The organism is Methylobacterium sp. 092160098-2 (assembly GCF_028920805.1).
GTDB classification, from domain to species: Bacteria; Pseudomonadota; Alphaproteobacteria; order Rhizobiales; family Beijerinckiaceae; genus Methylobacterium; species Methylobacterium fujisawaense.
Genome location: NZ_JAQPZJ010000009.1, coordinates 23126 through 43895, shown reverse-complemented (window position 1 = coordinate 43895; position 20770 = coordinate 23126). Strand labels below are relative to the sequence as shown.

Annotated in this window: 22 protein-coding genes and 2 pseudogenes; 15 read left to right on the top strand and 9 right to left on the bottom strand. The window is 66.0% G+C overall.

The annotated features are described in order from the left end of the window. The 7 genes and pseudogenes from PQI07_RS37510 to PQI07_RS37480 form a co-directional block, all read left to right on the top strand. Positions 1-444 (top strand): annotated as a pseudogene (locus tag PQI07_RS37510) (MBL fold metallo-hydrolase); the annotation flags it as partial. Beyond that, on the top strand, positions 441-815 hold the full coding sequence (locus PQI07_RS37505; RefSeq protein WP_007568978.1) for an ArsR/SmtB family transcription factor: 375 nt from the start codon (positions 441-443) through the stop codon (positions 813-815). The pseudogene PQI07_RS37510 and the gene PQI07_RS37505, both read left to right, overlap by 4 nt. Then, the gene (locus PQI07_RS37500; RefSeq protein ID WP_007568976.1) at positions 812-1231 is read left to right on the top strand and encodes a YeeE/YedE family protein; all 420 of its coding nucleotides are present in this window, start codon (positions 812-814) and stop codon (positions 1229-1231) included. The genes PQI07_RS37505 and PQI07_RS37500 overlap by 4 nt, the downstream gene beginning before the upstream one ends. Further along, positions 1228-1677, top strand: coding sequence for a YeeE/YedE family protein (locus tag PQI07_RS37495; protein WP_007568975.1), 450 nt, complete (start codon positions 1228-1230; stop codon positions 1675-1677). Before PQI07_RS37500 ends, PQI07_RS37495 begins: the two co-directional genes overlap by 4 nt. Further along, entirely contained in the window at positions 1674-2444 is a 771-nt protein-coding gene (locus tag PQI07_RS37490; RefSeq protein WP_007568973.1) for a sulfite exporter TauE/SafE family protein, read from the top strand. The genes PQI07_RS37495 and PQI07_RS37490 overlap by 4 nt, the downstream gene beginning before the upstream one ends. A 524-nt stretch (positions 2445-2968) precedes the next feature. After that, positions 2969-4186 (top strand): molybdopterin-dependent oxidoreductase, encoded by a 1218-nt coding sequence (locus PQI07_RS37485; protein ID WP_007568971.1) that lies wholly within the window; start codon positions 2969-2971, stop codon positions 4184-4186. A gap of 15 nt (positions 4187-4201) precedes the next feature. After that, the gene (locus PQI07_RS37480; protein WP_007568969.1) at positions 4202-4543 is read left to right on the top strand and encodes a hypothetical protein; all 342 of its coding nucleotides are present in this window, start codon (positions 4202-4204) and stop codon (positions 4541-4543) included. A gap of 3 nt (positions 4544-4546) precedes the next feature. Here PQI07_RS37480 and PQI07_RS37475 read toward each other — a convergent pair whose 3' ends face one another. Continuing rightward, positions 4547-5443: a LysR family transcriptional regulator gene (locus PQI07_RS37475; protein WP_043075146.1), complete on the bottom strand. Its 897-nt coding sequence runs from the start codon at positions 5441-5443 to the stop codon at positions 4547-4549. A gap of 491 nt (positions 5444-5934) precedes the next feature. Here PQI07_RS37475 and PQI07_RS37470 point away from each other — a divergent pair, with 491 nt between their 5' ends. Together PQI07_RS37470 and PQI07_RS37465 are read left to right on the top strand one after the other, a co-directional pair. After that, a complete protein-coding gene (locus PQI07_RS37470) occupies positions 5935-6228 on the top strand; it encodes a hypothetical protein (protein WP_234742497.1) in 294 nt (97 codons plus the stop codon). 220 nt (positions 6229-6448) lie between these two features. Next, complete coding sequence (locus tag PQI07_RS37465; protein WP_043075147.1) at positions 6449-6979, top strand: response regulator transcription factor; 531 nt, start codon at positions 6449-6451, stop codon at positions 6977-6979. Positions 6980-7213: 234 nt separating this feature from the next. Here the strand turns inward: PQI07_RS37465 and PQI07_RS37460 are convergent, their stop codons facing one another. The 4 genes from PQI07_RS37460 to PQI07_RS37445 all read right to left on the bottom strand — a co-directional run bounded on the left by PQI07_RS37460 (position 7214) and on the right by PQI07_RS37445 (position 11541). Continuing rightward, on the bottom strand, positions 7214-10009 hold the full coding sequence (locus tag PQI07_RS37460) for an ABC transporter transmembrane domain-containing protein (protein ID WP_234742495.1): 2796 nt from the start codon (positions 10007-10009) through the stop codon (positions 7214-7216). Positions 10010-10275: 266 nt separating this feature from the next. Beyond that, complete coding sequence (locus PQI07_RS37455) at positions 10276-10572, bottom strand: hypothetical protein (protein WP_128755108.1); 297 nt, start codon at positions 10570-10572, stop codon at positions 10276-10278. Positions 10573-10942: 370 nt separating this feature from the next. Beyond that, positions 10943-11332, bottom strand: coding sequence for a type II toxin-antitoxin system VapC family toxin (locus PQI07_RS37450; RefSeq protein ID WP_007568961.1), 390 nt, complete (start codon positions 11330-11332; stop codon positions 10943-10945). Continuing rightward, complete coding sequence (locus tag PQI07_RS37445) at positions 11329-11541, bottom strand: AbrB/MazE/SpoVT family DNA-binding domain-containing protein (RefSeq protein WP_274929381.1); 213 nt, start codon at positions 11539-11541, stop codon at positions 11329-11331. The genes PQI07_RS37450 and PQI07_RS37445 overlap by 4 nt, the downstream gene beginning before the upstream one ends. Before the next feature lie 295 nt (positions 11542-11836). Between PQI07_RS37445 and PQI07_RS37440 the strand changes: the two genes are divergently transcribed. From PQI07_RS37440 to PQI07_RS37420, 5 genes and pseudogenes are all read left to right on the top strand, one after another. Then, positions 11837-12442 carry a recombinase family protein gene (locus PQI07_RS37440; RefSeq protein WP_043075149.1) on the top strand — a complete coding sequence of 202 codons (606 nt, stop codon included), beginning with the start codon at positions 11837-11839 and terminating at the stop codon, positions 12440-12442. An 84-nt stretch (positions 12443-12526) separates the two neighbouring features. Next, positions 12527-12759, top strand: a pseudogene (locus tag PQI07_RS37435) (helix-turn-helix domain-containing protein); the annotation flags it as partial. 4 nt (positions 12760-12763) lie between these two features. Then, complete coding sequence (locus PQI07_RS37430) at positions 12764-13192, top strand: hypothetical protein (protein ID WP_043075150.1); 429 nt, start codon at positions 12764-12766, stop codon at positions 13190-13192. A 75-nt stretch (positions 13193-13267) separates the two neighbouring features. After that, positions 13268-13516 (top strand): FitA-like ribbon-helix-helix domain-containing protein, encoded by a 249-nt coding sequence (locus PQI07_RS37425; protein WP_274929380.1) that lies wholly within the window; start codon positions 13268-13270, stop codon positions 13514-13516. Next, a complete protein-coding gene (locus PQI07_RS37420; RefSeq protein ID WP_043075151.1) occupies positions 13513-13941 on the top strand; it encodes a type II toxin-antitoxin system VapC family toxin in 429 nt (142 codons plus the stop codon). The genes PQI07_RS37425 and PQI07_RS37420 overlap by 4 nt, the downstream gene beginning before the upstream one ends. A 244-nt stretch (positions 13942-14185) precedes the next feature. Here the strand turns inward: PQI07_RS37420 and PQI07_RS37415 are convergent, their stop codons facing one another. Beyond that, positions 14186-14692, bottom strand: a complete 507-nt coding sequence (locus tag PQI07_RS37415) for a Ros/MucR family transcriptional regulator (RefSeq protein WP_043075152.1) — start codon at positions 14690-14692, stop codon at positions 14186-14188. A gap of 273 nt (positions 14693-14965) precedes the next feature. Between PQI07_RS37415 and PQI07_RS37410 the strand changes: the two genes are divergently transcribed. After that, the gene (locus PQI07_RS37410; protein ID WP_274929379.1) at positions 14966-15421 is read left to right on the top strand and encodes a hypothetical protein; all 456 of its coding nucleotides are present in this window, start codon (positions 14966-14968) and stop codon (positions 15419-15421) included. 107 nt (positions 15422-15528) lie between these two features. Here the strand turns inward: PQI07_RS37410 and PQI07_RS37405 are convergent, their stop codons facing one another. The 3 genes from PQI07_RS37405 to mobF all read right to left on the bottom strand — a co-directional run bounded on the left by PQI07_RS37405 (position 15529) and on the right by mobF (position 20767). Beyond that, complete coding sequence (locus tag PQI07_RS37405) at positions 15529-16107, bottom strand: hypothetical protein (protein ID WP_274929378.1); 579 nt, start codon at positions 16105-16107, stop codon at positions 15529-15531. A 428-nt stretch (positions 16108-16535) separates the two neighbouring features. Continuing rightward, complete coding sequence (locus PQI07_RS37400; protein ID WP_274929377.1) at positions 16536-16784, bottom strand: hypothetical protein; 249 nt, start codon at positions 16782-16784, stop codon at positions 16536-16538. 125 nt (positions 16785-16909) lie between these two features. After that, a complete protein-coding gene (mobF, locus tag PQI07_RS37395; RefSeq protein WP_274929376.1) occupies positions 16910-20767 on the bottom strand; it encodes a MobF family relaxase in 3858 nt (1285 codons plus the stop codon). Positions 20768-20770: the final 3 nt, after the last annotated feature.

Below are 20770 nucleotides of genomic sequence, written 5' to 3'. Positions count from 1 at the left end.
CATACGCTCGCCTCCATCACGGTCGTGGTCGGAGACGCCGCCTTCGTCCACGACACGCTGTTCATGCCGGACTCCGGGACGGCGCGCTGCGACTTCCCCGGCGGCGACGCCGCGAGGCTCTGGCGCTCGATCCAACGCATCCTCGCGCTTCCGGACGGGACCCGTGTCTTCACCGGCCACGACTACGGCCAAGGTGGCCGGGAGCCACGTTGGGAGAGTACGGTCGCGGAGCAGCGGGCGACCAACACGCACATGGTCGCCGCGGGCACGGAGGACGAGTTCGTGGCCGTCCGGAAGGCCCGCGACGCGACCCTCCCGATGCCGAAGCTGATCCTGCACGCCCTGCAGGTGAACATTCGCGGCGGTCGGCTCCCCGAGCCGGAGGCGAACGGCAAGCGCTACCTCAAGATCCCCCTCGACGCCTTCGGGAGGACCGCCCCTTGACGGAGGAGCTCACGCTTCGGATCGGCGACGCGCTCAAGGTCCTGGCGAACCCCAACCGGCTGCGCATCGCCTTCCTCCTGCTGGAGGGCGAACGCTCGGTCACCGACATCGAGCGCGAACTCGGCATTCGGCAGCCGACCCTGTCGCAACAACTCGGCGAGTTCCGAGAGGCCGGGTTCGTCTCGACCAGGCGGGAGCACAAGTCCGTCTTCTATCGCGTCACGGAACCGAGGGTCGTGGCGGTGCTGAACGAGCTTCGCCGGATCTACTCGGCCGCGCCGGACAGCCTGCCCGCGATGCGGGCGGCACCTGCCGGACGCCCCCGCCCTCAGCAGGCCGCGATGTTCGGGCTGGTCGGAAGTCGGGCGTGAGCGCCTTCCTGTCGCCGCTCGTGGGTGGCCTCCTCATCGGCGCGTCCGCCGTCGTCCTGCTCCTGGGCAATGGGAGGATCGCAGGCATCAGCGGCATCGCTGGCGGTCTGCTTGGACCATCCAGACGCGACACCCTTTGGCGCGGTGCCTTCCTCGTCGGCCTGCTTCTCGGCCCGATCCTTTATCGGATGCAGGCCGGGCATTGGCCCGAAGTCCGGATGGAGGCGTCCTGGCCGATGTTGATCGCGGCCGGCCTCCTCGTCGGCTACGGCACCCGCCTCGGGTCGGGCTGCACAAGCGGGCACGGGGTGTGCGGAATAGCCCGGCTATCGCCGCGCTCGATTACGGCGGTGGCCGTCTTCATGGTCGTGGCCGCAGTGACGGTGTTCATTGTCCGTCATGGGATCGGCACATGACCGGCGCCCTTCGTCTGGCGGTCGCCCTCTTAGCCGGCCTCCTCTTCGGCCTCGGTCTCGCCATCTCAGGCATGATGGACCCGGCCAAGGTTCTCGGGTTCCTCGACGTGGCGGGGCCATGGGACCCGAGCCTCGCCTTCGTCCTCGGCGGTGCGGTCGGCGTCTCCGCCCTCGGCTACGTGATGGCGGCCTGGATGGGGAAACCGGCGACGGCCCCGCGGTTCGACATCCCGACGACACGCACCGTCGACGCCCGGCTGGTCGGCGGCGCAACGCTGTTCGGGATCGGATGGGGCCTAGTGGGCCTGTGTCCCGGTCCGGCACTGGCGGCGCTTACCCTCGGCCTGCCTTCGATCGGCGTGTTCGTCGTCGCGATGCTCGCGGGCATGGTTCTGTTTCGTCTCACGCCGGGCATGACGCCACGAACCGGCGAGGTCCGACGGTGAGCGCGCTTCCCGCCCTGCTGTCTGGGGGTGGCGTCGGCTTTACGCTCGGGCTGATCGGCGGCGGCGGGTCGATCCTGGCGACGCCCCTTCTGCTCTACGTCGTCGGGATGTCCCAACCTCACCTGGCCATCGGGACCGGGGCGCTGGCGGTGTCGGCGAACGCCTTCATGACCCTCGGTGGCCATGCCAAGGCCGGCAACGTCCGATGGGGCTGCGCGGCGGGTTTTGCGCTTGTCGGGGTGCTCGGGGCCCTCGTCGGATCGACCCTTGGCAAGGCGTTCGACGGAGAGAGGTTGCTGTTCCTGTTCGCCGTGCTGATGGTCGTGGTCGGCGGCCTGATGCTGCGTCCGGCAAGTGACGGTGGCCCTGCCGACGAGCATGCGCCGGTGTCGGTGCCGAAGGTCGTGGCCTCGGCCCTGGCCGTCGGGATGCTGTCGGGGTTTTTCGGCATCGGCGGCGGCTTCCTGATCGTGCCGGGGCTCCTGTTCGCCACCGGCATGCCGATGATCAACGCGGTCGGCTCGTCGCTCCTCGCCGTGGGGGCCTTCGGATTGGCCACGGCGGCGTCCTACGCGCTGTCGGGCCTGGTGGACTGGGTCGTGGCCGCGGAGTTCATCGCGGGGGGCCTCATCGGAGGCTTCATCGGCATGCGGCTGGCCTGCCGGCTGGCCAACCAAAAGAGGCTCCTGAATCGGATCTTTGCCGGGGTCATCTTCGCGGTAGCGGGGTACATGCTCTACCGGAACGCCAGCGCGTGGGGACTCTAGCCCAGCTAAGCATGAGCGGCTTTGCCTTGCCTAGCTGACGCCCACCCGAACGCGGTGCCGAGCGGCACGCAGCCTCCGTGGTTTCAACCATAGACCTCCGCGAAGATCTGGCCGGTATCTCGAAGGTAAGACTTCCGATCTCCTAGCTTTTACTGACTCTACGTTTATATGATGCGGATTTTTAAGTCAGATATCGATAGATGTTCGCCATAACTGCGAATAATAGCAGATTAACTATGCTGGCAATCCTAGTTACAGAGTTGGCAGCGAGTGCCAAAGCACCTCTTAAGAGGTTACCGATACTGGCTGCGTCGTGGCATGTAGCGACCAGCGGAGCGTTGAAGGGAAGCACACTGTGCCCAGTACCAGCCCGTAGATGCTCCTCGATCGACGAGAATAATGATCTATAAAATCGATTAAAAATATAAGAATATTCTATTGGAAGACACGCTGTAGAGAAGATATCCCTTGCACATCGTGGTGCGGGTGCTCAGTGCGCCGCGCCCGCAAGGCGGAGAACACCCTTGAACCACCACGCCCTGTCACGTCGTGTAGTCCTCGCCGGTCTCGGCTTCGGCAGCCTCGGTGCCGCCGCGCCTGCCTGGGCCACTGGCTCAGTCAGGCTACCGCTGCCCGGCGGCCCCGACGCGCGCGACCTCACCACGGGGTTTCCCGGTAAGGGGTCGATGATCCTGCAGCGCACCCGCCCACCCTTGTTGGAGACGCCGTTCGAGGTGTTCGACCAGGGTGTATTCACCCCCAACGACCGCTTCTACGTGCGTTGGCACTGGGCCTCGATCCCCACCGAAGTCGATGCCCCGAGCTTCCGCCTCAAGATCCACGGCCATGTCGAGAAGGAACTCTCCCTCTCGCTCGACGAGATCGCCCGCCTGCCGCAGTTCGAGATCGCCGCGGTCAACCAATGCTCGGGCAACTCGCGCGGTCTGTTCGAGCCGCGTGTCTCCGGCGCGCAATGGGCTAACGGCGCCATGGGTAACGCGCTCTGGACCGGCGTGCGGCTCAAGGACGTGCTCGACCGGGCCGGCGTGAAGGCTGGCGCCGTGCAGGTGCGTTTCAATGGCCTCGACGAGCCTGTGGTCGCCGACGCGCCCGACTTTAAGAAGTCTCTGGATCTCGATCACGCCCGCGATGGCGAGGTGATGATTGCCTACGCGATGAACGGCGAGCAGCTGCCACTGCTCAACGGCTTCCCGCTCCGGCTCGTCGTGCCAGGCTGGTACTCGACCTACTGGGTCAAGATGCTGTCCGACATCGAGGTGCTCGATCATGCTGACGAGCAGTTCTGGACGAAGACCGCCTACCGTATCCCCGCCACTCCTGGCGCGAATGTTCGGCCCGGAGAGACCGGCTACGCCACCGTGCCGATCAACCGGATGGTGCCGCGTTCCCTGCTGACCAACGTCAAGGCTGACGCCTTGGTGAAGGCCGAGGCTCCGCTCAATCTGCGGGGCATCGCTTTTGGGGGCGATTGTGGGGTGAGGACCGTCGAGGTCTCCTCTGATGGCGGGCAGAGCTGGCTTGCCGCTGCTCTCGGCAAAGACGAGGGCAGCTACAGCTTCCGTCGCTTCGAGGCGAGCCTTCCTGCCCTAATCGCTGGCCGGCACGAACTGAAGGTCCGCTGCACCAATACGAAGGGCGTGGCCCAGCCACTGGAGCCGACCTGGAATCCGAATGGCTTCATGCGCAGCGTGGCCGAAACCACGCCCGTCGTGGCATCCTGAGGCGAGGAGCAGAGCATGTCCCCGATGATCCTGCCCCGCCTCGCGCTCGCCGCGCTGTTCGCCGTCTCGCTCGTCGGAGGAGCCGCCCTGGCTGGCGAGGCGATGCGGTTCAAGTCTGTCTCGGTCCAGCTGCCGCAGAGCGACCGGACCTTCCCGGGCGGCCACGAGGCAGAGGCAATCAACAACAACTGTCTGGCCTGCCACTCGGCCGCGATGGTGCTGACTCAACCCAAGCGCTCCAGGACTGAATGGAGTGAGACGGTTAACAAGATGATCCACACCTACAAAGCACCGATCGACGATACGGACGTGCCCGCTATCGTCGATTACCTCGCCAGCATGAAACCACAGCCTTAGCAGTCAGGCCGTTCTCGCAGGAGCGGCCTTGATCAGGTCGAGGAGCGCGTCGGCGGCCCGGCTGCGGTAGCGCTCCTTGTGACGCAGCATCCGGTACGCCCGCTTCGGCAGGTCGAACGGTACATGACAGAGCGTCTCGGCCTTGAGGCTTGCCGCAGCCACACAGGCCGAGAGCACGGTCGCGCCACCGCCCGCCTCGACCGCGGACCGCACCGCCTCGTTCGAGGGCAGTTCAAGCATCACCGTCAGACGTGTCGGGTTGAAACCGCGCTGGGCCAGTGTCTCCTCGAAGGCCGAGCGCGTGCCAGAGCCCGGCTCGCGCAACACCCAGCTGCCCTCCGCAAGCTCGTCCAGCGACAGCTCACTGCGCCTTGCCCAGGGGTGGTCAGGGGCGACGAGGAGCATGAGCTGATCCTCGGCCACCGTCGTGCTGGTCAGCGCCGGATCGTCGAGCGCGCCTTCGACGAAGCCCAGTTCGGCCCCACCCTCGCGCACAGCGGCCGCGGCCTGAGTGGTGTTGCCGACCGTCAGATTGAGGGTAATCTCCGGATAGGCACGGCGAAAGGCGACCAGGTAGCGGGGCAGCCAGTCACTCGCGATCGTCTGGCTGGCCTGGATGCTCAGCGTGCCCCGTCGAAGTCCGCTGAGTTCAGCCAGCACCAGCTCGGCACGCGCTGCGCGGGCGAGCACGGCCCGCGCCTCCCCGAGGAAAAGGCGACCTGTTTCGGTGAGCTCGATGCCGCGCCCAACCCGGTGGAAGAGCTTGACGGCGTGCCGCCCCTCGATGGCGCTGACAGCCGAGCTGACGGCGGATTGAACCAGATTGAGCGCTTCAGCGGCACGCGTGACGTGCTCGCGTTCGGCGACCGCCACGAAAATCCGGAGTTGGTCGAGGGTCATGTAGCCACCTTGGGTGGGATCCTGGCTCGGGTCCTCGACTTGAGCACTGAGACGTTCGGCCTGGCGGAACCGAAGGTCCACATCGCTGAACCGAGCAGCTTAGATCTAATCGAATTTTCAGATCAGAGTCAGCGTAAAAATGCGTTGGATCGAACCATTTTCAGGTGAGATCCTTGGTCCGAACCACGAGGCTCCTATGACAAACCGCAGTCCCAGTTTGATTGCTCAGGTCAACGGCTATCCGCCTGGACTGACGCTGTGGGTAGCGGTTGCTGCCGCGGCGACCTAGTTCCGGGGGTAGAAGAGCGGATGTTCGACCGGGCTTAACTCGAAGCTCTGGTTCGCACCAACCTGATCAACACCCACGTGCGCATCGTCTGGACGCCCGCGACCGGCGCTTCTTTCCTGGCATTGCGCTCGGGGCGCCCGCAGCATGCCGCTTTTCTTCCGGGGCGGTATGATTGCGAAGCTACACAGGACAGGCCCTGATCATGACTAGGATCCAGGCGAACGATCAAGCTGCCGAATGGGCGGCACGATTGACGAAGGGCTGCGCGATCTCGGCGATACCCAAGCCGACATATGCGCAACTGGAGGAGTTGCGTCATGACCTCTACACGGTCACGGACCGTCTTCTGGTGCTGGATGTACCCGCGGAGAGCTGGCCGGATTCACTCAATCTGACGATCGAGGATTGGGAAGCGCGGCAAAGCCTAACCTGTCATCGGGTGGTCGCTGTTCAGGTCAACTCCGGATATTTTAAGATGTCGCCAAAATGTTCTTAGATAGATAATAGTAAGTTCGATTTATAGTCGCATCTGACGCGCGCACTCACGGCCCGGAACGACAAATACCTAGGTCAATCTGCCTTCAATCCATCACCTTCTGAACGGGCAATGTCGCTTGCAAGACGTAGCCGCTGGCGGGGCTCAAGCTGGAGGATTGAACTGGGTGCGTCGGGATAAAGGTTTGGTGGATTGGGTGGGACGAACATCTCCATGCCCGATGGCGGCGCATGAGCGGCCTGGATGCCTCCTGCTCGCTGACGCGGATCCGGTCAGCCGAGAGCAACGAGGGCGGGAGTTGGCCGAACTGGACTACCACGTCTGGGTGGCCTCATCTCTCGGTGAGGCATCCGCGATCATCGCGGCTGAACAGCCACACTTCGCCATCATCGATTACAAGCTGTCGGACGGCAGCGGAGTCAGCCTGATCCCGAGGCTCGTCACAGCAGATCCCGCTGCCCGCATCGTCGTCCTATCGTTCTATGCCACCTTCCAAGGTGCAGTTACCGCCTTACGCATGGGCGCGACCGATTTCCTGGCTCGGCCAGCGGCAACCGCCGAGATCGATGCGATCCTGCGCAAACTACCGGACGGATGTAGGCTCAGCGGTGCGCCGGACAGCTCGCTGGAAGCTATCACCCGACGCCACGCTCAGGAAATCTTGCGCGTCATGGCCGATGACATCTGCGCCACAGCGCGTGTGCTGGGCATCGGCACCCGTACGCTACGAAAACTGCTCGTGCGTGCCTAGCCGTCGATACTTCAAAACGTGACCGGGCCTTTGATCTGTAAGGTTCGCCGGCTCTTCGGCTGGATACCGATGGGGCTGGTACCGATGGCGAAGTCTGGACAAAGGAGGGGCGGCTGCAATATCCCTCCGCCTCGGCAGTTCGGATGTCATCGCCGACGACGTCGCACGATGGCCCACCCTGCTTGTCCTGGCCACGCCAAGCGACGCGAAGGCCTGCTCTTCCAGCCATACGCGTCAGGCCAGTACCACAGGAGAGGATGCTTGCGCGACGTGCACAGCACCGGATCGTTCTACCGTGACCTGGACCGGCAATAGAGCCGCTTCCTCGGCTGTGTCCGTCACGACCAGAAGACTCTCAGGCGCGAGCGGGCCCGACGTGAGCGCCTCGATCACGCCTGCACAGTCCTCAAGGTGCCGCAGCGTGCCGTCCAGAACGAGGAGATCTGGCTGGCGCAGGACGGCACGGGCAAGCTCGATCGACGCTTGCTGCCGCACCGTGAGGAGCCGGCCACGGTTTCCGACGCCGTAGTCGAGCCCGCGGACCCGCACGTCGCCTTCAAGCCCGAAGTGCCGCACGGCGGCTCGGACGTGCTCTTGGATGTCGACTTCGGCGTTCATCTGCGTCGTGTCGATGCGTCCGAACAGGAGATTGTCCAGCATCGAGCTGCGCATATTGATGCGGCCCGGATCGAACGGCGCGATATCGGGCTTGCCTCCCGAATGCAGCCGCGTCTGGAGCGGTCCGCGTGCACCCACGATCCGCCGGCACAACGGTCTGTCCAGCAGCCCGAGCCGGTGGGACGGCTCGATATAGGACAGTGCGAGGGTGAGGAAGACGTCGTCGCCGGGCCTATCGGGAAGCGCGCGATCTCCGAGCACGGCGAGACGTCGCTCGATCTCGGGTAGAGCCTCTTGGTCGATCACTGGGAGGCAACGGAACAGGGCATGTCCCGGCGGAAGGCCCCGGGAGATCTCGACGAGCGTGCGAGCGACCGCTACGCCAAGACGGTCGAGGTCTCTGAGCAGGCCATGTTCCGCCAGCACAGCGCGGAAGCGCGGCTCCGACGCGAGGCGTTGGCCAACGAGGGCTGGATCTGTAGGCACGCCGAACAGGAGGTTCTCCGCAACTGTCGCGCGCTGGTTGTATTCCTCCAGGTCGAACGGCAGGACGAGATCAGTCTTGCCGGTGGCGACGAGCCGGCGGTGCAGGTGCCGGCGCGCCGCGATCATGCGCTCGCCCAAAGGCGTACCCTCGCAGCGCGAGGTCGCGGTCAGGCCGAACCGGTAGAGATCCTCATCCATGCCGAGTCGGGAAAGCAGATCCAGCATCCGCAGGTCGAGCGCGCGGGTGTCAGACGCACCGAGCGCGGCAAGGTCGACCCATTGCGTGTCCACTGGGTCTGGGGAGTTGCCCGCGCGATGCGCCTCGAACAGGGGCCGAGTGTCCTCCAGGTCCGACTGTGGGGCTGTGCGCAGTCCATAGACGAGGTTGTCACGGATGGTGCCGGGGAACAGGACCGGATCGCGGCCGGCGTAACCGATGCGCCGCGCTCGTGCGGCACGCCCGGCCGTTACAAGGTTGAGGGCGCCGATGGAGACCGCCCCGGCCACAGGTGATTGCAGCCCGGCAAGTGCGCGTGCGAACTGGTGCGCGAGGCCGGTCCCGGGCGAGTGAAGCCCGACTTGCGCCGGCAGGGCGATGTGCAGGTCCGCGATCGTCACCGACCGACCCTCCTTCGGGTCACGCAGGACGAGCCCATCCGACGTCACGGCGCGGGTTTGGTCCTGCGGCAGATCCGATCGAGTCGCATCGGCCAGCCGCAGGCGCTGTGCACCAAAATGTGCGGCGATCGCCTCGTACTTCACCTCAACGTCCAGGCGCTGCTGGTCCCAGTCGATCAGTCCCTTCAGGGGAGGAGGCAAATCGCGGTAAGCTGCCAAAACCGCGACCAGCTGGCCGATGCTGAGCTCGCCCTTAAGGGCGAGCAGGCCGCCGACGGCATAGAACAGGAACGGTGTCACCTGTGCGAGTAGGTTGTTGAGGTACTTGATCGCAAACTTGCGCCGATAGATCTGCAGGCGCAGGTCATAGAGCCCATGGAGCCGGCCGCTGATCTCGGCTCTCTCCCAGCGGACGCTGTCATTGACCGTCACGGCATCGAGCCCGTCCAGCACCTCCGCGACACGGCCGGCGAGGTTGCGAGACTCGATCTGACGCTGACGACTGAGGCGTAGGATCGCGTGCCTGAGCCGAGGAATGACGGCTATCTGCACGCCGGCTATCGCGCCGGCGGCCAGTCCGAGCCACACGTTCTGCATCAGAATGAAGGCCAGCGCAGTCGCGGCGTGCGTGCCGAGTTGGGCGGGCACCACGATCGCGTCGCCGATGAAGGAGCCGATCGGCTCGACCTCGTCGCGGATGATGGTCGCGGTCTCAGAGGATTTCACCTCGCGCTGGGTTTCAGGGGTAAAGCGCAACATCAGCGAGAACAGCTGGAAGCGTAGGCGGCGCAGCATCCGCTCACCCAAAACCCCCTTCTGCAGGTTGATCCGGAACTTGAAGGCACCGTTGATCAGGACGAGGATGAGGAACAGCCCGGACAACCAGAGCAACAGTCCCTGGCGGTCGGCGTGGAAGCCATTGAAAATCTCGGTCCAACCGCCACCGAGGAAGGCAGGCCACGCGATCTCGAAATTCAGGAACGGCGCGGTCGCCTCGCCGTGGGCGAACGCCTTGCCGATGATCGCGTCGTTGACGATGCGCTTGGGCAGGTCGAGGGAGGCGAAGTAGAACGGCACCGAGGCCAGGACGACCATGCAGATGGCAAGTTGGTCGCGCTTCGAGTGGCGCCAGATGTACGGGAACAGCCGCGGCTCCAGGCCTGGTGTCGGGGCGTCCCTGTCTCGGTCGGGGGACCACTCACCACCCGGCGGACGAGCATTCGTCTTCTCCTGTGCCACCGTAGCACCGCCGCGGCAATGCGGACGATCCTGTTCGGTGACCGGGGGCAAAAACGCGTCTTGGATCAAGGGGGGCTCCACTCTGGCGTTCTCCACCATCGTCGAGCTTGAAAGTTCGATCCAACGGAACCTCTCGATGTTTCCGTTCTGTAAAAACGATCGGTCTTCTGGGAGGCGCTTCCTCGTCGATGTCGCCCGTGAAAGTCGCCGTGCGGGGCGCTCTGAAGCATGGCACGATTACTGAACTGTCAAGTCTTAGCTGTAAGAACCGCCGTGGCCTTGCTGTCGAGCATAAGGAGGCTTCGCCGGGATGCACTCTGTATAAGACCCTGCGGCTAATGTCTCGCTGTGCTCGGCGGATCGACGAAGAACATTGTATTGACCGCGCGCACGGCGACAGCGGCACGGTTCAACTCGGGTTCCACGGCAGTGCAGAAGCCATCGGCCTTGGCGATCCTGCGTTGGTTCGACGAACGGAGCGCAGCTTCGCGAAGCCGCATCCCCTTGGCTTGGAGGCGTTCAATTTCGGCCGATACCGCGGTACTCCATGCCGCGACCTCCGCAGGCGTGCTGAGTGTCGCGGCAGCATCCGTAAGGCGCGCGAGGTGATGGGCGGGATTGGTGGAGGGCATCGTTAATCGGCCTGAGATCTACAAGTGCGTGCTCCCGGAAATCAAGACGCCAGCCTTTACGCTCCGGGGACACCGCACGCCAGCCAATGCCGGGCAAAGCACGAACAAATTCCACTCGCGAGAGATCCTTGCCGAGCGTACGACAGGGCCGCATCCCGGAATATATGCTCGAGCCAAACCGTGTGCCGGAACCATGTCCGCATCTCGACAAACAAGGAGCGGGTCGGGCGGAATTTGAAACAATGTCATTTCTTTCAGGAAAACTCGTAAGCGTTTCTATTCTTGAACAAACATCATCCTCGCACGGGTCTGACCGACTCACCGATGACATTCGGGGGCCCATATTCGTTTTGTCGATTTAAAAAGGCTCTCAGCGGATCATCTCGACGACAACATCGGCGGCCTCGGCGATCGTCGTCCAACGCCGTTCGGCGGTAAGGGCAGGCCGATCTTCCTGCTTGGCAAGGGCCAGACAATATCGGTCCCCGAGTGACAGACCACCCTCGACAGTGAGAGGGCGCAGCATGCCGGCCTCGTACGACAGCGCGGCATCGACGGTGACCCACCGGATCGGCAAGGGGCGTAACAACGCGTCGATCTCCGCGCGCGCCGCGCCGAGCTTGGCGTAGTGGCTGACGACTTCGGCCAGATTGACGGTCGTCATGACCGAGCCGTCGAGCGCGGCTTTCACCCGATCCGCTCCCGGCTCCCCTAGCAAGAGCGCGAGTAGTGCGGACGCGTCGAGGACGACGCCCGTCATTCGGCTTCAGCCTCACGAGCGCGATCCGCGAGGAAATCCGCCACGGTCGCGCCTGCCGTGTCACCGACCAGTCTACGGCTCAAGGCCTGCGCCCGGGCGACGACCTGATCGAGGGTCCGGAGCACGATGGCGTCGCCCATATCCTCGACGATGACCTCACCGCCACGAGCAAGACCATGCCGCTTGCGTAAATCGGCCGGCAAGCTCACGCGCCCGTCAGGCATCACCCTCGCTTTCATGGGACGTCTCCATCGTGTGCCATGGGCATAAGCATACGCCATAAGCCTCGATCCATGCCAGGACGAACTTTGAATGTCAGTTACGCAAGAAGCTGGCTCCCCTGAGCTGCATCGTGGTTCCCCCTTTGTGTCCGCAAGGGGATCGGTCAGCGGACGCTCGGGTGATCCACTCGCAAAGGCTCGATATGCCTGCGCGAGCCACGTCTCAATCGAATGGTACGATAAAAATTGCGGTGATGGGACCCTATACGTTACAGTCCCACTCATGACACAGGTGCTGATCGGCTACGCCCGCTGCTCGACCGACAAGCAGGACCTCGCTGCCCAGCGTCACGCACTGGTCCAGCTCGGGGTGGCAGCCGATCGCATCTACACCGACAAGGGCTTCACCGGGACGAACCGGGCCCGCCCGGGTCTCGACCAGGCGCTGGCTGCGGTCCGGAGCGGCGACACTCTGGTGGTGCCCAAGCTCGACCGGCTCGCCCGTTCGGTACCGGACGCGCGCGCGATCGGCGACGCGCTCGCGGCGCGGGGCGTGAAGCTCCAGCTCGGCGCCAGCGTGCACGATCCGCTCGATCCGATGGGTAAGCTGTTCTTCAACATCCTGGCGACGTTTGCCGAGTTCGAGGCGGACCTGATCCGGCTGCGCACGCGCGAGGGTATGGCGGTGGCCCGCGCCAAGGGGAAGCTGCGCGGCAAGAAGCCCAAGCTCTCGGATCGCCAGCAGAAGGAGCTTCGTCGGATGTATGACACCGGCGACTACGCGATCAGCGACCTGGCCGAGCTGTTCTCGATCTCCCGGCCGACCGTCTACCGCACCCTGGAGCGCCAGCCCGCCACGGCCGCCACGCTTGCTGTCATGACGGCCTGAGTGGTCGCCGCACGTGGCACTGACAGATAAACGCGGCTGGTTCACTATTACGGCATGCTGGTCGGATATGCCCGCGTTTCCACCCTCGACCTCAACCGTGAGCGCACCATGGAGGGTCTCAAGGCCGCCCTCGCCCAGGGTCGCAAGAGTGAACGTCCAGGAAGCTGACCGAGGCCGACATCGCAGTCGGCCGGGCGATGCTGGACGGCGGCGGCATCTCGGTCGCCGCCATCGCCAAGCGCCTCGGCGTCAGCCAATACGCTTTCTACAGCTACTTCCTCCGCGCCCGCAGCACCGCCAATGCCGGTCGGGGGTGAGCCCATGCCGATCCGCCCCGAGCATCGCTTCTTCTATCCGATCGACTGGCCGCAACTGTCGGTCGCGATCCGCTTCGGCCGAGCCAAAGGCCGATGCGAGGCCTGCAAGCGGCCCCACGGGAGGGTCGTCTATCACCTCGGCGACGGCCGCTGGTGGGACAGTGAGGCCGGAGCGTGGCGCGACGGGCGAGGCAGGATCACCCGCCTGTCCCTCGGAGTAGACGACGTGCTTGCTCGAGTCCGGACGACCCGGGTCGTACTGGCCGCCGCCCATCGCGATCACGACACCAGCAACAACGCAGGCGCCAACCTCGCCGCCTTCTGCCAGCGCTGCCATATGATCCACGACCGGCCCGAGCATCGCCGGCGGCGCTGGTTCACGCTGTTTCGGCGCAAAGCGCTGGGTGACCTATTTCGAGGCCCCTACCCTTGAGCCTCATCACCAGGCCAGCCGCTTGCAGGCGCCCCCGCGATCACTAACTTGCAGTCAATGACTTAGGCATCGCCCATGGCCGTGATGACGATCCGCAACATCGATGAGACGATCAAGGCACGGTTGCGTCTGCGCGCGGCCATGCATGGACGCTCGATGGAGGATGAAGCTCGCGACATCCTCCGTTCCGCCCTCTCTACCGAACTACCCCAACCCCACAGTCTAGGGCAGTCGATCCACGACCGGTTTGCCGCGCTTGGGGGCGTCGATCTGCTAGATCTGCCTCGCGAACCAGCTCGTGAGCCGATTACGTTCGGGGAATGATCGTCCTCGACACCAACGTCATCTCCGAGTTGATGCGTGCCCAGCCGGAAGCCCGCGTCCTCGAATGGCTCGCGGCGCAGTCGGTCGCTAGCCTGTTCACCACCACGTTGACCCAGGCAGAAATCTTCTACGGCCTCGCGCTCCTCCCCGAGGGACGTCGCCGCAACGATCTGATCGCCGCCGCCCATCCGATCTTCGAGCATGAATTTGCCGGCCGGATCCTCGGGTTCGACAGCGCTGCGGCGATGGCCTATCCGGCGATTGCCATTCAGCGCCGTGAGACCGGCCAGCCGATCTCACAGATCGACGGCCAGATCGCGGCGATCGTCTCCTCGCGTGGGGCACGGCTCGCGACCCGCAACGTTCGGGATTTCACCGGGTGCGGTTTCGTCGTCATCGATCCCTGGAAAGCACCGGCGCGATGATGCTGAAGGCCTCCTGGAACCGGACGGTTCTCATCTCGCGAGAGACGGTCATTCCTCCGATCCGGAACCTCCTTGTCTACCCCGAGGCCGCGTCGCCGGCTTACGTCGCATCCCAGCTTTCTCGGAACCGACCGCGTCCACGACGGCACGAGATATCGGCTCGACGATTGGAGCTGCCAGTCCGATGGGGGATTTCATGAATCGTCGCCGAGCTTCCTCGTGTGGCAGTTCTATCGAGGACCGGTCACGCCTCCTTCGGCTTGCGCGGCCGCCCCGCGCGCTTGGGCTTCTCGGTGGCGGCGTCCGGCGGCTCGGCGATCTTCGTCGTCGTCCGGCGCGAGTTGCCGAGTCCGTGGGATACGGCGAGCTTGGCGCGCTGCTCGGAGTAGCTCGCGGCCACCACAGGGTAGTCCTGCGGCAGGCCGTAGCGCGCCCGGTACTGCTCGATCGTCGTTCCCTTGCTCGTGAGATGCCGCTTCAGCGTCTTGTACGGCTTGCCGTCGATGAAGCTGATCAGGGCATCGGGGGTGATCGATTTCCGGATCTGAGATGGCGTCGGCTTCGTCGCGGTCGGGTCCTCGATGGTGTCGCCCTGACTGAGCGCCGTGAGAGCGGCATACGTGCTCGCGATCAGCGAAACGATCTCGCTAGTCTGCAGGTGGTTATTCGACACGTAGGCTGAGACGATGCCTGTCGTCAGATCGACGTAGTCGGCTGCGCCGCCAGCGGTCCTCGCCGCGTTTTTCTTCATACCATTCACCTGATCTTACAAGATACGTACCGTGTGACGGCGAATGTGATAAAGCAATATGTGTGGCGTTCGCCGGTGATTTGGGAGAGACGCCGTTCCGATCGATACACCGCACGACGGTCGAGGACGGACCCGAGGTCGATGACTGTGGCTTCGATGTTCTGGCCCTCGGTAACTCGACGCCCGTAGGGATGGACGTCGAGCGCCACCGTACATGGTGGTCTTTCGAATTGAATAGCCGCGGGTAATCGGGGTTTGGCTCGCCGGAGCGATATGACGGTCGATCGACGCCAACTCGCCGCCTCGCTGCGCGCATCCGGACACATCGCCGAGCGATATGCCATCGCGGCCTTCGTCGCCGACGAGGCGACACTGCCGGCGCCCAACGCCTTCCCACAGACCAGCGTCGGTGCCGTGCGCCAAGCCTGGCGGCAGCGAGCTGCGGAGTTCCGGTCGTTCGACATAGAGGTTGCAGGCCTCGCTTGTCTGCTCAAGGCCCTGTCCGGTCTGAACTTGGACGAGGTTCTGGTGCAGGAAATCCTACGAGCCGGCCCATATACCGCTAACGTGTTCCATCACGGCGACGGCTGCCGGATCGTCGGCGCGGTGCTCTATGGTAGACCAGGGGCCGCCCTGCCAGCCCCACCGGCACGACGTGCGATGCGCACGAGTTCGCGTGGCCGCACGGCCTCAGGCCAACTCGACCTGTTCGCGTATGTCGTCCCATGAAGATGCCGGTCCTCACGGGTCTATAGCGAGAGGTTCGACCTCGAACAGGGTTGGACCGCTTAAACGAGGCCTCCCCGCTCATCGCGAAGCGGGGAGGAGAGACACCGCTAATCCCTGCCCCATCCCCCGTCGCGGGACGAGGTCCGAGGCTTACCCTTGCGCTTCTGGGTTGCCTTCGGCGTCAGATCCGGCAGCACCGGGGACGGCTGTACAGCTGGAATGACGGGGGAAGGCTGGCTTGCCTCTTCACCGTCATCGGCGATACTGCGCTCAAAGCCTGGTTCGCCATCGTCGTCCGGCGGGTTACCACCGCCACCGCCCCAACATCGCGCGACGAGGAGACATACGGCATCGTATTCGCGACTCTGTTCGGGCGTGACGGGCTGTCCGTTGTGAAGAAGGCCCCGCACCAAGTCATACAGATCGATTTGAGCCGCCGTCAGAAGGCACCGGAGCAACTTTTCACGGGAGAGCGTCGAGAGCGGGGTTCCAGCTGTAAGTCTAGCCGCTCTCTCCAACCTCTCTTGCTGCTCCGGACCGATGCCGGAATTGTTTTTCTCTCTCAGCTCCAAGTACTGAGATTGCTCATGCTCGGTGAGCGGGAGCTTATCGCCCTTCTTTCGAACCAGTTCGGCGAAGGTCTTCTCCTCTGCCGGGGCCATCTTGTCATGAGTAGATTTGGTCATGTCCGTCTCCGTTTTGCGGGAGACGAAAGATGTCACTTCAGAGGTCGTCGAATCAAATGCTCGAATGCCGGACAGAATACTCGGCAGTAGGTGCTGCGTAGCACCGCTCCCATACGGGTGCGGGCACCGTAGCATGTTTATAACCTGTTGTCAACTCATTGTATACAGTTTATCGCGATGTATTGCAAATAAAAATATTTTTATATTGCATAGTCCATCGATACATGAAGTAATATTCTGGTATTAAGACGGATATTTGTAATATATACAATATTTTTGCTGTTGATAAGCGATGGATACATGTGCGCATACCCGTGGTACCCTCCGGCCGCTACCAACTGCTGGATGTCGGTTGCCCGGGACGAGCGGTCCCGGACTGCGCTACCCGCGGATAGAACCCCGCGGTCGCGGCATGGCCGCGCCGACGCTCACGTCCGTTCCGGCTCAGCGAGGAGGATAGCGGCCCGCACAGCCGCACGTCGAAGCGCGTCGCCGGCCCATGGCTGATCCATCAAGGTGCGGGCGAAAGGATGAGAAGCCACGGCGGCCGCGGGGTCGATGCGGTAGCCCTCTCCGAACGCCACCATTCGGGATGTGGGATCGGCCAGATAAGCGTCCACGACCGCCGAGACGTCATCGTCGACGATGTCGAGCGTGGCGAGCAGGTCGAGGGTCATGGGCCGCTTTGCCATGGCGGCCAAGTAGGCGCACCGCGACGACAAGGCGACGGCCATCGGACTTCAATGCGAGGCATCTGCTGCGCGCCTCGAGAGGTAGCCCACGGTTTGGATGCGGATCAGGTCTAACGCCCGCGGGATCGAGAGATCGGTCGTGCCGGAACGATCCGTTCCCGCCCACGATCTCGTCCCACTTGCTCTGCGCGGTGTCGGGTGCGACCCAGTTCCGCCGAGATCGCGTCGGCGGATATGGCAGGTTGCTCCATCGCGGCGGGATCCAAGGGCACGGTACGGCGTACCGTCACCTGCGCTCGCGGCGCACGGACCACGCCCAGGGCCGCGACCACGCGTACTTCGAACGCCTCGGCCGTCCGCTCGTCCTCGTCGGTACCGAGCGCCACCTGTACCACCGCCCCTGGATGCCGGCCGACGACCTCCGCGAAGGCGGTGTCGGTCTCCGGGCCATCCGCCAGGGCGCAGATCAAACTGTGATCCGGTTGCCCGTCCTGCCGGTACAGGCCCAGGGCCGCCCGCTCGGTCCGGGCCACGTAGATCCGCTTCGGCGCGCGTCGATCCCCCAGCTGGGTCAGGCCGTTCGGACCCGCGGGCGACGGCGTTCCGGTCCCGTCCCGGCGCTCGTCGGTCGGCGCGAGCCCGACGATGCGCCCGCTCGGATCCCGGCGAGCGAGCAGCGCGCGACCGCGCGGATCGAGCAGGATGTCGGCGGACAGCCACCGCAGCACCTCCGGAAGCAGCTCTTGGACCGCGACCGCACGGGTCCGCGCCCGACGCCGCAGGCCCTGCCACAGGATCCCGGCGAGCCGGCCGATCCGACTCCGCCGCCCCCGGTCATCGGCCCTCAGCGGGACCATTCGATCGGACGGTTCCGATCGTGGCACCGGGTAGGCCGCGGGCGCGCGTAGGCGCTCGTCCATCCGCCGCCGCAAAGCTCCCGCGGCCGGCGAGGGCTCGTCCGGCGGGAGCGCATCGACCCCGCCCAGGGCCTCCCTCCAGTTTTCTTCGCGGCCCAGGCCGATCCTGCCGCCCGGCCGTACCGGGATGTCGCGCGGCTGGACCGGCGCACCGCACCAGCCCAGCAGGTCGGGGCCGGCGAAGTCGGCGACGTTGGTCTTGCCCCCGCCCCCCGCGCAATCCGCGAGGAAGGCTTGGCGGATCTCGGTGTGACCGACCGGGGCAGGTTCCGGATGCGCGACGCCCCCATGCCCCGGGAGGCCGCGCTCCTCCGACCGGATGCCGGCGGCCGTCGCCTCCAACCGCTCCCGGATCCGGCCCCCATCGACGAACAGCCGGGCCGTGCGCCGGTGGCGGGTCATCGCCACGTAGATCGCCTCCGCCCCGGTTCCGCGCAGGTCGGCGACGTACGCCTCGTCCACCGTCACGCCCTGGGCCGCGTGCACGGTCATGGCGTAGCTGTGCTGCAGCCGCGGCACCCGTGGCTCGCCCCGCTCGCGGAACCCGACCAGCGCGCTCGCCCGGGCGCTGAGCCGCCCCCCATCCTTGGCCAGCCGCAGCGTCAGCACCGGGTCGGTCGCATCACCGGTGATCGCCTCGACCCGGGCGAGGTCGGCGTTGCGGATCACCCGGCCACCGACCTCGACGCTCTCGCCGAAGATGACCTCGTCACCCACCGTCAGCGCCAGCGGCTCGGCCCGGCTGCCCCCGCGCGGGATCGCGGCGATCTCGACGTCGTTCCCGTCCGGCAGAAGCCCGTCGCGATTGAGCCGGTCGCGGATCCGGGTGTTCAACTCACGGACGTCCTTATTCCAGCCTGTCAGCACCGCCCGCGTCCGCCCCGCCCCCTCCGGGTCGCGGCGGCTCCCGGCGTAGGCGTCGACCAGCGCGGCGACCGCGGCCTCGCGGTCCTCCCCCCAGGTGATCGCCCCGCCCCGGTCGTACGCCTCCAACGCGCTCGCGGTCCGGCCGGCGGCGAAGTCGACGCTCGCCGCCCGCATCCACGCCCCCTCCGTCTCGGTGCGCCCGCGCTGGCGCTGGATCTGGTCCATCCGGGCCGCGCCGAGCGCCCGGACCAGCAGCCGCATCGGTGCACCCGCCGCCACCGGCGCGAGCTGGCGCGTGTCGCCGCTCAACACCAGCTTCGCCCCGGCCGCCGCCGTCGCCTCGACCAGGGCGGCGAGGTCGCGCGTGCCGATCATCCCGGCCTCGTCGGCGATCACCGTCGCCTTCGGGCCCAATGTGATCTCCCCGTCCCGGACCCGGTTGAGGAACCCGGTCACCGCCCGCGCCATCGCCTCGGCGGTGGCCGTATCCGTCCGGATCACGTCCACCGCCTTCCAGCTCGGTGCGATCACCCAGACCTCACCGCCGTCAGCGCGCACTGCCTCGGCGACGCTGGCCATGGCGTACGACTTGCCCGAGCCGGCGCTGCCCTCGACCACGCTGATCCCGTCGCGGTTGAGCGCGTGACGCACCGCCGCCGCCTGTTCCGGGCGCAGGCTCGGCCGCTCCGCCAGCACCCGCGCCACCACCGCCTCCGGCACGAACGCGCGCTCGTCCCTCCGGGTGTAGGCGCGGCGCAGCATCCCGCGCTCGGTCGCGATCATCTCGGGCGTCGCGTATACCGGCTCGCCCGCGGCGGAGCGCCCGACCTCGACCACCGCCTCGTCCCGGTGCAGCCGCTCCACCTGTTCCAGGACCGCGTCGGCATCCGCCTCGCACTGGGTCGCCTCGGCGATGCGCCGGACGAGCTCGCGCCGCTCGATCACCGCCTGCATCGCCAGCGCCTCGGCCAAGCCCGCCTCGGCCAGCCGCTCTACCCGCTCGGCCGCCGAGCCCGTCCGCGCCGCACGGATACCGTCCGCCGCCACCCGCACGCCCTCGAACACGGCCTCCCGTCCCCAGCCGGCCTGTTCGAGCTGGCGCCGCCAATCCGCCTCTAGGGTCGTCAGGGGCGTTTCCCGATCTTTCCGCGCTCGGGTGCCGTGGGCGGCGGCCTGGGCCGCGACCCGATCGGCCGCGGTATCGAACCCCCGCTCCCGCGCCGCCCGCTCGATCGCCGCCCGCCGCTTGGAGAACAGCTCCAGCACCGGCTCGGCCACCCCGCCGATCTCGAAGTTGCGCCCGACCCGCACCGCCTCGTAGCCGAGTTCTGCCCGCAGGCCGCTGGCCAGCTCGCTTCGGTACAGCGCCGCGATCCCGCCGGCGTTCCGGAGGATCGCGCGGTTATCGAGCCCCCCGGTCGAACCGTCGGCCCGGACGCACAGGTTGAGCAGCACCGCGTGGCTGTGCAGCTGCGGGTCCTGCGCCCGGGAGGTGAAGTGCCGGTACACCGCCGCGCTCACTCCGGCAGCAGGAGCTCGGTCCCGGCCCTGCGCCCCGGTCCGGGTCACGATCAGCCCGGCCGTGCGCGCGTAGTCCAGCGCCCGGCGCACCGCCCGATCGTGCGCCGCCAGGATCCGCGCGCGCTCCCCCGGACCTGCGAACGCGGCCAGCACGCTCACGCTCTTGGGCGCGGCGAACTGCAGGTCGTAGCCGACGCTGCGCCGGCCGTTGCCGGACGCCCGCACCAGCGGCTCCAAGCTCCCCGGGTCGCGCCCGGCCGCGAGGTCGCGCAGCACCCGCCCGTCGACCTCGGCCCCGTCCGGGCACAGGCGGAACGGGTCGATGCGCGCGCCCGGATCGGGATCGGAACCGGTCCCAGGGCCACGCGTCCACCAAACCCCATTGGCCTCGCCCGCGCCGTTGTCGGTGTAGTACGCGACCTCGTCGCGCCCCTCGGTGTGGCCTCGGCGCAGGGTCGCCAGCGCCCGGTCGAACGCCGCCGCGTACGCCGTCTCGAACGCGGCGCTGCCCTCGGCGGCGATCCCGGCCGCCGCCTTGTGCGCGTACGCCGCGGCGGTGTCGTCGAGCGGGGCATCCGGTGTGCTCAGCCCGGCCTCGCGCCGGATCTGGCGCGCCATCGACTCGTAGTACTCGACGCTGGTGATCCGCGTGCAGGTCATCATCGC

Excerpts from the sequence above, each read along its gene's own strand:
- PQI07_RS37405 (WP_274929378.1), bottom strand. The coding sequence starts at position 16,107 with ATGACCAAATCTACTCATGACAAGATGGCCCCGGCAGAGGAGAAGACC.
- PQI07_RS37415 (WP_043075152.1), bottom strand. The coding sequence starts at position 14,692 with ATGAAGAAAAACGCGGCGAGGACCGCTGGCGGCGCAGCCGACTACGTC.
- PQI07_RS37440 (WP_043075149.1), top strand. The coding sequence starts at position 11,837 with ATGACACAGGTGCTGATCGGCTACGCCCGCTGCTCGACCGACAAGCAG.
- PQI07_RS37410 (WP_274929379.1), top strand. The coding sequence starts at position 14,966 with ATGACGGTCGATCGACGCCAACTCGCCGCCTCGCTGCGCGCATCCGGA.
- PQI07_RS37475 (WP_043075146.1), bottom strand. The coding sequence starts at position 5,443 with ATGACCCTCGACCAACTCCGGATTTTCGTGGCGGTCGCCGAACGCGAG.
- PQI07_RS37420 (WP_043075151.1), top strand. The coding sequence starts at position 13,513 with ATGATCGTCCTCGACACCAACGTCATCTCCGAGTTGATGCGTGCCCAG.
- PQI07_RS37430 (WP_043075150.1), top strand. The coding sequence starts at position 12,764 with ATGCCGATCCGCCCCGAGCATCGCTTCTTCTATCCGATCGACTGGCCG.
- PQI07_RS37480 (WP_007568969.1), top strand. The coding sequence starts at position 4,202 with ATGTCCCCGATGATCCTGCCCCGCCTCGCGCTCGCCGCGCTGTTCGCC.
- PQI07_RS37450 (WP_007568961.1), bottom strand. The coding sequence starts at position 11,332 with ATGACGGGCGTCGTCCTCGACGCGTCCGCACTACTCGCGCTCTTGCTA.
- PQI07_RS37495 (WP_007568975.1), top strand. The coding sequence starts at position 1,228 with ATGACCGGCGCCCTTCGTCTGGCGGTCGCCCTCTTAGCCGGCCTCCTC.
- PQI07_RS37470 (WP_234742497.1), top strand. The coding sequence starts at position 5,935 with ATGACTAGGATCCAGGCGAACGATCAAGCTGCCGAATGGGCGGCACGA.
- PQI07_RS37400 (WP_274929377.1), bottom strand. The coding sequence starts at position 16,784 with ATGACCCTCGACCTGCTCGCCACGCTCGACATCGTCGACGATGACGTC.
- PQI07_RS37425 (WP_274929380.1), top strand. The coding sequence starts at position 13,268 with ATGGCCGTGATGACGATCCGCAACATCGATGAGACGATCAAGGCACGG.
- PQI07_RS37455 (WP_128755108.1), bottom strand. The coding sequence starts at position 10,572 with ATGCCCTCCACCAATCCCGCCCATCACCTCGCGCGCCTTACGGATGCT.
- PQI07_RS37465 (WP_043075147.1), top strand. The coding sequence starts at position 6,449 with ATGGCGGCGCATGAGCGGCCTGGATGCCTCCTGCTCGCTGACGCGGAT.
- mobF (WP_274929376.1), bottom strand. The coding sequence starts at position 20,767 with ATGATGACCTGCACGCGGATCACCAGCGTCGAGTACTACGAGTCGATG.